General features: G+C 73.0%; 12 protein-coding genes and 1 pseudogene. 6 read left to right on the forward strand and 7 right to left on the reverse strand.

Annotated features, from left to right (window positions below; all coding sequences use genetic code 11):
- The first annotated feature begins 32 nt into the window (after positions 1 to 32).
- Positions 33 to 1,505: a hypothetical protein gene (locus tag NIE79_RS21830; protein WP_238680323.1), complete on the forward strand. Its 1,473-nt coding sequence runs from the start codon at positions 33 to 35 to the stop codon at positions 1,503 to 1,505.
- 96 nt (positions 1,506 to 1,601) lie between these two features.
- Here the strand turns inward: NIE79_RS21830 and NIE79_RS21835 are convergent, their stop codons facing one another.
- From NIE79_RS21835 to NIE79_RS21845, 3 genes are all read right to left on the reverse strand, one after another.
- The gene (locus NIE79_RS21835) at positions 1,602 to 2,978 is read right to left on the reverse strand and encodes a hypothetical protein (protein WP_238680324.1); all 1,377 of its coding nucleotides are present in this window, start codon (positions 2,976 to 2,978) and stop codon (positions 1,602 to 1,604) included.
- Positions 2,975 to 3,478, reverse strand: coding sequence for a SigE family RNA polymerase sigma factor (locus NIE79_RS21840; RefSeq protein WP_238680325.1), 504 nt, complete (start codon positions 3,476 to 3,478; stop codon positions 2,975 to 2,977). Before NIE79_RS21840 ends, NIE79_RS21835 begins: the two co-directional genes overlap by 4 nt.
- A 93-nt stretch (positions 3,479 to 3,571) precedes the next feature.
- Positions 3,572 to 3,709: an SDR family oxidoreductase gene (locus NIE79_RS21845; protein WP_308193206.1), complete on the reverse strand. Its 138-nt coding sequence runs from the start codon at positions 3,707 to 3,709 to the stop codon at positions 3,572 to 3,574.
- 125 nt (positions 3,710 to 3,834) lie between these two features.
- On the opposite strand from NIE79_RS21845, the gene NIE79_RS21850 reads away from it, so the two are divergent.
- Positions 3,835 to 4,464 carry an HAD-IA family hydrolase gene (locus NIE79_RS21850; protein WP_238680326.1) on the forward strand — a complete coding sequence of 210 codons (630 nt, stop codon included), beginning with the start codon at positions 3,835 to 3,837 and terminating at the stop codon, positions 4,462 to 4,464.
- Positions 4,465 to 4,474: 10 nt separating this feature from the next.
- Here NIE79_RS21850 and NIE79_RS21855 read toward each other — a convergent pair whose 3' ends face one another.
- A complete protein-coding gene (locus NIE79_RS21855; RefSeq protein WP_238680327.1) occupies positions 4,475 to 5,068 on the reverse strand; it encodes a Pr6Pr family membrane protein in 594 nt (197 codons plus the stop codon).
- 9 nt (positions 5,069 to 5,077) lie between these two features.
- The gene (locus NIE79_RS21860) at positions 5,078 to 6,298 is read right to left on the reverse strand and encodes a glycosyltransferase (protein ID WP_238680328.1); all 1,221 of its coding nucleotides are present in this window, start codon (positions 6,296 to 6,298) and stop codon (positions 5,078 to 5,080) included.
- A 144-nt stretch (positions 6,299 to 6,442) separates the two neighbouring features.
- Here NIE79_RS21860 and NIE79_RS21865 point away from each other — a divergent pair, with 144 nt between their 5' ends.
- Positions 6,443 to 6,901: a GNAT family N-acetyltransferase gene (locus tag NIE79_RS21865; RefSeq protein WP_238680329.1), complete on the forward strand. Its 459-nt coding sequence runs from the start codon at positions 6,443 to 6,445 to the stop codon at positions 6,899 to 6,901.
- A 94-nt stretch (positions 6,902 to 6,995) separates the two neighbouring features.
- Positions 6,996 to 8,138: a polysaccharide pyruvyl transferase family protein gene (locus tag NIE79_RS21870; protein WP_238680330.1), complete on the forward strand. Its 1,143-nt coding sequence runs from the start codon at positions 6,996 to 6,998 to the stop codon at positions 8,136 to 8,138.
- 8 nt (positions 8,139 to 8,146) lie between these two features.
- Here NIE79_RS21870 and NIE79_RS21875 read toward each other — a convergent pair whose 3' ends face one another.
- Positions 8,147 to 8,353: a DUF8847 domain-containing protein gene (locus tag NIE79_RS21875; RefSeq protein ID WP_030488784.1), complete on the reverse strand. Its 207-nt coding sequence runs from the start codon at positions 8,351 to 8,353 to the stop codon at positions 8,147 to 8,149.
- Between the two features lie 82 nt (positions 8,354 to 8,435).
- Here NIE79_RS21875 and NIE79_RS21880 point away from each other — a divergent pair, with 82 nt between their 5' ends.
- Complete coding sequence (locus tag NIE79_RS21880) at positions 8,436 to 8,954, forward strand: DinB family protein (protein WP_238680331.1); 519 nt, start codon at positions 8,436 to 8,438, stop codon at positions 8,952 to 8,954.
- Positions 8,955 to 8,981: 27 nt separating this feature from the next.
- Here the strand turns inward: NIE79_RS21880 and NIE79_RS21885 are convergent, their stop codons facing one another.
- Positions 8,982 to 9,854, reverse strand: coding sequence for a carbohydrate kinase family protein (locus NIE79_RS21885; protein WP_238680332.1), 873 nt, complete (start codon positions 9,852 to 9,854; stop codon positions 8,982 to 8,984).
- Positions 9,855 to 10,043: 189 nt separating this feature from the next.
- Between NIE79_RS21885 and NIE79_RS21890 the strand changes: the two are divergent.
- Positions 10,044 to 10,633 (forward strand): annotated as a pseudogene (locus NIE79_RS21890) (ATP-dependent helicase); the annotation flags it as partial.

A 10,633-nucleotide genomic window follows, 5' to 3' on the forward strand; every position in this document is an offset into this window, starting at 1 on the left:
CGCATCCGCGCGGCCTACCAGCGGGGGACGACATGCTGACCGTGTCGGTGGCGATCGGCCTGGCCATCCAGGCGACCTCGGTCGTCGTGGTGCACCTCGCGATCCGCGGTGACTGGATGCGCCGGCCGGGCGCGTTGATGTTGCTCGTCGCCGTGCTGTTCCACGGCGTCACCGAGGTCATGCAGTCGCTCTGGCCGGGCCGGAACTTCTATCGCACCTACGTCGGTCAGGGCATCATCGACGACTGGGTGCTCCTCGTGTCCGTCGCCATGGCGGTGTACGCGGGCACGTACGCCCTGGTCGTGCGGCAACCCCGGGTCAGGCCGACCTCGCACGCGAAACCGGAGAGTGGGTTGGCGGAGCTGCGGCTGCCGTGGCTGCTGCTCCTGGCCGCGCCGCTGCTCGTCGCGACGTGGCAGGGCAAGGGGGCTGTGCAACCGTTGGCGCCGGTCAACGCCGGTGCGGATATCCCTGAGCGCGGCGGGGTCCTCGTCGACCTGGCCGGGGAGTTCCTGGTGCCGGTCCTGGCGATTCTGGGCGCCGTGGTGCTGCTGCGATGGGGGACCCGGTGGCTACTGCCGGTCCTCGTCGCCCAGAGCGCTCTGCTTGCGATGGCAGGCACCCGCGCGATGATCGTCTTCGCGGCGGTGTTGACCCTCGTCGGGGCCGCCCTGCACGGGGTGCGGCCGTCCCGCAAGCAGCTCGCGATGCTGGTGGTGATGGTGGCCGCGTTCACCGCGCTGATCTCCAGCACGCGTGCGGTCGCCGGCCGGGAGGCGTTCGACGCCGGCCAGGGCGGCGGCGACCGGCTGGAAGCGCTGATCGACGGGGCCGGGACGTTGCACACCGCGAAGAGTCGAGAGGCGATCCTCGACGACGTGGTGTACCGGTTCGACGGCAACGTGTTCGGTGCCCAGGTCTATGACAGCTTGCGCGGCTCCGGGCAACCCGTGGGGTTGACCACCGTCGGCAACAACCTCGCCATGCTGGTACCCAGCATTCTCGCCCCGAACAAGGTGGGGGGACGCAGTCTGGAACAGCGGTCCGAAGAGGCGTACATCGACGAGGCACACGGGTTGAGTCAGCACGTCGACTGGCTGCCCACGATCCTCGGCACCGGCGTCGCCTACTACGGCCCGGTCGGGCTGATCCTCGTCGCCCTGCTTCTCGGCCTGGGGGTGGGATTCACCGAGCGGTTCGTGCTCGGCTCCCGCAGCACCGCCCGGGTGGTGCTCACCATCGGCCTCGGACAGTGCGCTCTGCTGTACGGGTCGGGACCACAAACGGTGATCACCACGTTGAGGATGGTCGTCGCGATCGCCGTACTCATGTTCCTGGTGGCGTGGCTGACCCGGCGTCGGGCCGCGAAGGATGGGTCGGAGCTGGTGGGGCCGTTGCAGTGGGTGGCCCCGGGTCAGCGGCCCGGGGCCGGCGGCCGGCACGGTGATCGGCGCGCCCGCGCCGGTGGCGCCCGACGGGTGGTAACCGGCCCGGTGACGCCATGACGGGCGGGCGCAGGACAGCGCCGCCGTCGCGCTGATCACCTGACTGTCCACGGTGACCGCCGACCGGCGCCGGGTTCCGCGACGAGCCGGCAGTCCTCACCCGTCGCGCCGGCGCGCCCGCCGATCGTCGAGCCACCGCCGGGTCCGTCCGCGGCTGCCGTAGAGGACGGCCCCGCCGACGAGCACGGTCAGCAGTCCCGTCCAGAGCCAGAACCGGCCGCCCACCCCGCCCGGTGGCTGTGCGTCGCGGACCCGTCCGTCGCGGATCACCTGATCGGCGACGTCGACGGCGTTCACCTGGGCGGGCGTGGTCAGTACGGTCCGTGGCGCTGTGGCATTGGGGGTGAGCGCCAGCACCCGTACGCTGCTCACCTGCTCGGCAGTCGCGGGCGGCCCGGTCTGCTCCTCCAGCGGACGCTCGGGCGCGTCAGGGTCCCGCTGGTGGGCGGCCACCAGCGCCGAACCGTCCGGCGCCCAGCCGAGCAGCCGGATGGAGACCATCCCCGTCACGGGGGGCAGGCGTAGTGGTTCTCCATCGCGCCCGGTACGGGGGTCGACCCGGCGCAGTGTCCACTCACCGGTGGCCGGCCGGCGGGTGGCCAGCGTCAGCGTGGCCCCGTCGGGGCTCCACGCACCCTTGCCGGCCAGCCAGGACTCGTCGGGTAGAAGGAACGAGGAGAGTTCCCGACCCTGCACGTCGGCCACCGTGACGGTGCTGCCGTACTGGTAGGCGAGTCGGCCCGGGGCGGCGGCGACGGTCGACCCGAAGCGCGCCTCCTGCGCGCCGGACGCCAGCGTGGTCCACCGCCCACCGTCCAGCGGGACGATGCTCAGCACCGACGTGTAGGTGGCTCCGTCGAAGGCGACCGGCACCTCGTCCCGGACGACCAGCGACGTGCCGTCGGCGGACCAGCCGACCGGCGCGCTCGCCACTGTGTTGGTGACGCTCGACTTCAGGTGCCAGGTCCGGCCGCTGGCCAGGTCGACGACGTCGACGCCGGGCTGGTCCTCGTCGCCGTCGGACCGGGCGAGGTGCTGGCCGTCCGGAGAGAGGTGCACCGTCTCGCCGGCCGCCGCGTCCCGACCCGTGCGCATGATCCGATAGCTGTCGGAGTCCGCGCCGACCAGCCCGACGATGCTCGCGTCGTTCCAGCCGCGCAGGCGTGGTGCGGGGCCACTGAAGATGACCGAGGCGGACCCCAGCCGGGGACGGTCGCCGACGTGCAGCGTGCCGATCGGCGGCAGGCCGAGCCGGTCGGGCAGCGCGGCGTCCGCGGCGGCGGGGTCGAGGGCAGGGGTACGGGTCAGCGGCACCGTCACCCCGGCCAGCGCGAGCAGCACCACCGCGCCGGCAGCGGCGAACAGCCGGCGGCGGCGGGAACGACGGGCGGTGGCGAGAGCGCGCTCGTACACCGGGTAGGTGGGCACGTCCTCGGCGGTGGACCGCAGCGCGTCGCGAAGTCGGACGGTCATCGGGTGCTCCTCTCCGCGGTGTCCCGCACCAGCTCCGGAGCGACGGCTCGCAGCCGGCGCAGCCCGTCGTGGCCGTGTCGCTTCACGGCGCCGATCGAGCAGCCCAGCACCTCGGCGACCTGGGCCTCGGTCAGGTCCTCGTAGTAGCGCAGCACGATCACCGCCCGCTGACGGGGGCTGAGCTGGAGCAGCGCCGCGTTCAGGGTCAGCCGCAGCGTGGTGGCCTCGCTGTGATCCGCGTCGGCCCGTTCGGTGGGCGTCGGCTCCAGCCGCTCGATCGGCCGACGGCGTCGCCACCAGGAGATCTGCTGGTGGTACATGACCCGCCGCACGTACGCCTCCGGGTTGCCGTCGCGGACGCGCCGCCAGTGCCGGTAGGTCCGGGCGAGGGCGGTCTGCACCAGATCCTCGGCGAGCTGGTGATCGCCGGTCAGCAGGTACGCGGTCCGGCACAGCGCCGGCGAACGGTGCACCACGAACTCGTGGAACGACTCGACCATGCCCACCCCCTCGTTCAGGAGAAACGCCTCCCGCCCCGGAGATGGTTGGGGCCGGGCGGCGCCGGATGGCACGGCGACGCCGCCCGGGGCTCGTCAGCTGGTGAAGCCACCGTCCACGTCTACCACCGCACCGGTCACGTAGCCGGCCTCGGGGCTGGCCAGGTGCGCGACGGTGGCCGCGATCTCGGCGAGGCGAGCGCGATCCTCGACGGCTGCCGACCCGGCGGGCACCCAAGATCCGTGCAACGTCACGGATGCTGCTGCCTCATCAGGCGGGAAGGCAGCAGGATCACCGAAGTTGCGCGGATCTTCCGGGGCGGGGGAGGGTGGGACGAGCGATTTGGGGAGCGTGTGGAGTGGAACTGGCAGGAATTGGCGCGGTGCTGTTCGACATGGATGGCACCCTTGTCGACTCCGACGCCGCCGTGGAGCGGGCCTGGGAGCGGTGGGCCGCCGAGTACGCCGTCGACCCGGCGGCGGCGTTGGCGATCGCGCACGGCAGCCCTGCCGACCGGACCATCCGTCGGCTGCTGCCCGCTCTCGACGAGTCCGCGGTCGCCGCTGCCGCGGCCCGGCAGTTGGCGTTGCAGTACGACGACCTGTCCGACGTGACGGCCACCCCCGGGGCGCACGAGCTGTTGGACGCGCTGGCCCGGATGGCGTTGCCCTGGGCGGTGGTGACCAGCGCCGACAGGCGGCTCGCCGAGGCCCGGCTCGGTGCCGCCGGCATCAAGGCGCCGGTGCTCGTCACCGTGGAGGACGTCAGCGTCGGCAAGCCGGACCCGGAGGGCTACCTGCGGGGCGCGGCGCTGCTGGGCGTACCTGTGGCGCGGTGCCTGGTCGTCGAGGACGCCGAGGTCGGCCTGCTGGCCGGTCGGGCGGCCGGGGCGATGACCGCCGCGCTGAAGGGGCTCGACGGCGACCTGCGTCTGCACGACCTGGCGCAGTTGGCACACGGCCTGGAGTCCGCGCAGACGGGACAGTGATCCGGCACTGTCAACCGGCGCGCCGTCTGCTCATGCGCACGGCGGTCAGGGCGATCAGCAGCAGGGTGCCGCCGAAGAGCACCGCGTTGAGGGCGACGGTGGGGTAACCGAGGCGGGGTACGTCGAGGAACGGGTAGAGGTAGCGGTCCTCGGCCCCGCCGACGGCACCCCGGACCAGGATCACCGTCAGCCACAGCAGTGGGTAGCCGAGCAGGCTGACCGCGTACGCCGGACGCAGCGCGGCCCGAGGTGGGCGGTGGAGCCACTGCGCGGCGGCCAGGGGCGGCACCACGGCGTGCAGCAGCAGGTTGCCGGCGTCGGAGACCAGCCCCCGAGCCTCGGGGGTCGCCACCATGGCGTAGCCGCTCCACGGGTTGGCCAGCACGAGGACGAAGACCACTGCGGTGCCGACGAGGTAGACGGTGAGCGCGGTGCGCACCCGGTCACCGCAGCCGGCCAGCAACACCACCAGGTAGGCCAGGTCGACCTGCACTGTGAAGTAGAACAGCAGCTCGACGGGTTCCTCGCGGGCGGCGATTCCGGCGAGGGCCAGCCCGACGACGAGCACCACAGCGGTGCTCACCCGCAGGACCCGGTCGGCCACCGGCGGACGCTACCACCGCCGCGTCGACGGACGCCACGACGACCAGTCGACAGGCGGCAGCGACGCGTACAGCGTGACCAGTTCGGCCAGGTAGCGCTCGGCGGACCAGGACGTCGCCGCCGCCCGGCCGTCCCGGATCACGGCAGCGCGCAACTCCCGCTCGGTCAGCAGCCGGGTGAGCAACGTCCCGAACGCCGCCGGGCTGGGTTCGGCGACCGGCCGGGTGGTGCCGGTGCCGGGCCGCTCGGCGAGCAGAGTGTCCACCATGGCCACCGGCAGCCCGTACGTCTCGGCCTCGGCGAGCACCAGGCCCTGCGTGTCGGTGGTGGAGGTGAACGCGAGCACGTCCGCCGCCCGGTAGTGGGCGCCGACCCGGTGCCGTGGCACCGGACGGAGCAGGTGCAGCGCGCCGGTGACGCCGTAGCGGCGGGCGATGCGGCGGATCGCGAGCCGGTGCCGCCGGGCCCCGAGCAGCACCAGCCGGGCGGTCGGCAACTCGCGGCGTACCTGGGCGAACGCGGCCAGCAGCAACTCCGGGTTCTTCTCCGGCGTGGCCCGCCCCACGGCGAGCAGCACCGGCGCGTCCGCCGGGATGCCCAACCGGGCCCGCAGCCGCCGCCGGTCGTCGGCGTCGGCGTGTGGCGCGGCGGCCGGAGTCGGCAGAACCACGATCGGGGTACGCCCCGCCATCGTCGCCATCATCGCCGCGGTCTTCGCCGACGGGGCGATCAGGACAGTGCTGTGGGCCAGGAGGGTTCGCCCGAGCGCCACCAGCCGGGCCTGTCGACCCGGTCCGGGGTGGGCGAGCGCCCACAGGTCGCGGGCCCGCCAGCGCAGACCCAGCCGCAGCCCGGCGTACGCGGCCCCGATCGGGATCTCCGGGTAGTGCGCGGCGTACGCGACGAGGTCGGTGTGCCAGGTCAGCACGGTCGGTACGCCCTCGGTTGCGGCCCAGCGCAGGCCGGCGACGCCGAGCGGGCCGGTGGTGTGCACGTGCACCACGTCGACCGGTGCGCTGGGCGGGCGGGGCAGCGCCAACCGGTACGGCCGGGTCGGCACCGACAGCGAGGGCACCTCGCCCGGTTGGCGGCGACACCGCAACAGTGGGCCGGGGCAGTACAACGCGACAGGGTGCCCTGCGGCGCGCAGCAGCGCCACTGTGGTGCCGACCGAGGTGGCCACCCCCTCCGGGTTGGTGAGGTGGCTGTCGCTGACGTGGGCGATCCGCACAGGGCCATCGTCGCCGGCCCGCGCACCCCCCGGCCGTCCCGTCCGGCCCGGACGGGGAAACAGTTGGCGTGTCCGGGCCGGTTCTGCTGCACTACCCGCTCGCGACGACGAAGGGGAGACGCGGTGGAATTGACGTTGACGCCGATGACGGAACAGGACCTGGCCTGCCTGCTCGAATCACTGGAGCAGGGGTACGCCGAGGACCTGGTGGCGCACCGGGGAATGACGCCCGATGCGGCCCTTGAACGGTCGGTCAACCAGATCCGGGAGTCGCTGCCGGCGGGCGCTGCCACCGAGGGGGCGCTACTGCGGTTGGGCCGGGTCGGCGACACCGAGGTCGGCTGGATCTGGGTGACCCTGCCGACGGCCGCCGCCCCCGACCAGGCGTGGATCCACAACATCGAGGTGCACGAGGAGCACCGGGGACGCGGGTACGCGCGGCGGATGATCCAGCTCATCGAGGTCGAACTCGCCCAGCTCGGCGTCCCCGAGCTGGGTCTGAACGTCTTCGGTACGAACGCCGTGGCGATCGGCCTCTACCGCAGTCTGGGCTTCGAGGTCACCTCGCAGCAGATGGCGAAGCGCCTCACACCGGCGAGCTGAGCCGGCGGCGGCCCGGGGGACGGGTCCCTTCGGCAGGACTGTTCACCTGCCCAGCGGGAAACCGGCGCGGACCGCACCTGGGGAGGAGCGACGGATGACGCACGGCGCCGGACTGACCATCGGTGTGCTCGGCTCGTACGGTGGGCGAAACCTCGGCGACGAGGCGATCCTCACCGGCCTGCTCACCGATCTGCGTACACAGGAACCGAACGCCCGGATCATCGTCTTCTCTCGGAACCCGGAACACACCCGGGCCGCACACCCGGACGTCGAAGCGGTGCCCTGGGAGGGCGTGAGCCGTACCGACTCGGCCCTGGTCCTGGCCCAGCTCGACCTGCTCATCCTGGGCGGCGGCGGCATCCTCTACGACCGGGAGGCCCGCCGTTACCTGCGGGTGGTCCGGGTGGCCCAGGAACGGGGCCTGCCGCTGATCACGTACGCGGTGGGGGTCGGGCCGCTCAGCGACGGCGTGGACACCGGCATGGTCCGGGAAACGCTCTCCAGCGCGACCCAGGTGACCGTCCGGGACCAGGAGTCCCGGATGGTGCTGGAAGAAGCTGGCCTGCTCAACCCGATCACTGTCACCGCGGACCCGGCGTTCCTCCTGCAACCGGAGGAGTTCCCGGCCCATTTGCTGGCCGAGGAGGGTGTGCCGGTCGGCAAGCGGTTGGTCGGGATAAGCGTGCGGGAGCCGGGCCGGGCCGCCGAACGCCTCGACGTGGACGGCTACCACCGGCTGCTGGCCCAGATCGGTGACTTCCTGGTGCACCGGATCGACGCGTACGTGCTGTTCGTGCCGATGGAGCGCGACGACATCCGGCACTCCCACGGGGTGCTGTCGCACATGGTCGCGGCCGAGCGGGGTCGAATCCTGCACGGCACCTACTCTCCGCAGCAGGTGCTGGGGTTGATGCGTCACTTCGACCTGGCCGTCGGCATGCGCCTGCACTTCCTGATCTTCGCGGCGATGGTCGGTACGCCGTTCCTGCCCCTGCCGTACGCCGGCAAGGTCTTCGACCTGGCCCAACGGCTCGGCGTGCCGGCGCTACGCGGCGTGGAGCGGGAGGTCGAGGGGCCGCTGCTGGCCGAGGTCGACCGACTCTGGGACGAGCGGGAGCAACGCGCCGAAGCCACCGCACGACGGGTGGCGGAGGTGTGCGATCAGGCGCGGGGCACCTCGGAGGTCACCCGTGGTGTGTTGGAGAGCCTGCGCAGCCAGACCCTGACCCGGGTCTGAGCGGGCGGTCACACCGCCGGGCCGGTCCAGCGGTAGCGCCACTCGCGGGCCTCCTCGCGGGCGGTCTCCAACTCGTAGATCTGCGCGTCGGCCAGCCCACCGGAGCCGAGGTGATGATGGGTCAGCGGCGGACGGCCGTTGCTGTCCAGTTCGACGGTGATGGTCTGCCCGTCCGCCGTGCCGCCGACGAGAAGGATCTGCACGGATGAAGCCATGCGCCCATCCTGCCCGGCGCGGCGCCCGCCCGCAGCGGATAGCGGGGCAGCGGGGCGCCCGGCCCGTGGCTAGGGTCGGCGGATGGAGCAGACGATCGATCCCACGCTCGGTCCGGTGCTCGCCCGCACCGGCGACGAACGCGCCGTCCTGACCTCCTTCCTCGACTTCCACCGGGCCGTGCTGCTGCGCAAACTGCGCGGTCTCGCCGACGCCGACGGCCGCCGCCGGCTGGTGCCGTCGGCGACCACGCTCGCCGGGCTGGTCAAGCACCTGACCCTTGTCGAGCGGAACTGGTTCCCGACCCTGTTGGCACCCGAGCCCGGCGACGTCTACCTGACCTCCGACGAGGACGCGGTCGCCAGCTTCACGCTCGGCGACCAGGAAACCATCGTCGGCATCACCGAGGCGTACGAGCGGGCCTGCGCCCGCTCCCGGGAGGTCGCCGCGAGCGTCGACCTCGACCATGTGGTGCCGCACCCGCAGCTCGGTGAGGTGTCGGTGCGTTGGATCCTGGTGCACATGATCGAGGAGACGGCCCGGCACGCGGGCCACGCCGACATCCTGCGCGAGCTGACCGACGGCGAGGCCGGCGCGCTCTGAGCCCCGGTCGGCGCACGCCGTCGACCGTCAACCGGTGGGCAACAGGCCCGGCGGATACTCCATCCCGTCATGCGTACAGGCCGCAGCGGCAACCCGCGCCGCGTACCGGGCGGCACGCGCCGGTGGCTCGCCGCGCAACCGGGCGGCGATCAGGCCGGCCGCGAAGGCGTCGCCCGCCCCGTTGCTGTCCACCACCGGCTTGTCCGGAACGGCAGGCGGCACGGGCACCGTCGTGCCGTCACCCGGGTACAGTTCGGCGCCGTCCGCGCCGCGGGTCACCACCACCGTCCGGGGCGCCAGCGTGCCGGCGAGCGACGCGGCCCGGTCGCCCAACCGCACCCCGCTCAGCAGAACCAGGTCGGCGACCTCAGCGAACGGCTGATGGTAGGTGTTCTCGCCGTCCCAGTCGTGCAGGTCGGTGGAGAGCGCCACGCTCGCCGGAACGGCAGCCCGGACGACGGGCAGCGACGGCACCACCCAGTCCATGATCGAGAGGTGGACGTGCCGGGCGTCGCGGACCAGTGCGGCCAGTTCGGTGGCCGGAAACGGTGGACCGCCCTGCCATGGGCGCGGGTCGTACAGCGACGTGCGCCGCCCGCCCGGGTCCACCAGGTTCACCGACCGGCGGGTGCCGCCCCGGTGCTCGGCCAGCAACGCCGGCACCTCGGCCCGGGTCAACGCCGCCCGGACCAGCTCACCGGCCGGGTCGGCGCCGAGGGTGTCGACCACCAGTACCCGTAGGCCGAGCGCCCGGGCGGCCAACGCCACCCCGGCACCGGTGTTGCCGATCCGCAGCTCGATCGGCTCGACGGTGTGGGAGTCGGCAGCCGGTAGCGGCAGCGCGGGCACCCGAACCCGTACGTCCACGCCAAGCCCGCCAAGAACCAGGAGATCGACCACAACACCGACGCTAACCCGTTGCTCCTCCCACCTCCAGCCCCCGCGATCTTGCACTTTTTGTGGCGACAAAAGGTGCACCATTCGCAGAACGTCGACACGAACTGCAAGATCGGCGCAGGTGGGCCGGTGGGTGACGTCTGGTCAGGCGGGCCGCCTATTCTGGGGGCGGGCGGCGACTAGGGGGAGCAGGTGCTGGTCATCCACGGGCTGTGGTTGCCCGGCGGCAGCTCGACCGGCGGCCTCGCCATCTGGGCCGAGGACAGCGCCGCACCGATCCCCGCCCCGCGTTCGGGCCGGCCGGCCCGGGAACGCCCGCACCCCTTCGCGGCCGGGCACACCGACCTGGCCGCCGTCCTCGCCGATGCCGCCGAGCCGAGCCGGCCGGACACCGCGTTGCTCACCCTGCCCACAGTGGCGGGCGCGCCGACCGACTCACCCGAGCTGATCCGGACCACCGTCGCACCTGCGGCCCGCGGCCGGCTCACAATGGCCGGGTGGCGGGTCCCCACCCTGGTGTACGACCCGGACGACGCCCTTTCGCTGCTGCAAGCCCTGGACGACATCTCGGCGGTGGCCGGGGCCACGCTGCGGCACCTCGCCGAGCTGGCCGACTTCGCCGCCGACCTGGTGACCCGTGGCCGCATCCTCCCCGGCGTGCGCACGATGACGGCCGACCAGACGCCCGGCGCTGGCGCGACGGCGGCCGACCAGACGCCCAACGCTGGCGCGACAACCGCCGGTGAGACGCCCAACGCTGGCGCGACAACCGCCGGTGAGCC

Source organism: Micromonospora trifolii (assembly GCF_022229005.1).
Taxonomy (GTDB): Bacteria; Actinomycetota; Actinomycetes; order Mycobacteriales; family Micromonosporaceae; genus Micromonospora; species Micromonospora trifolii.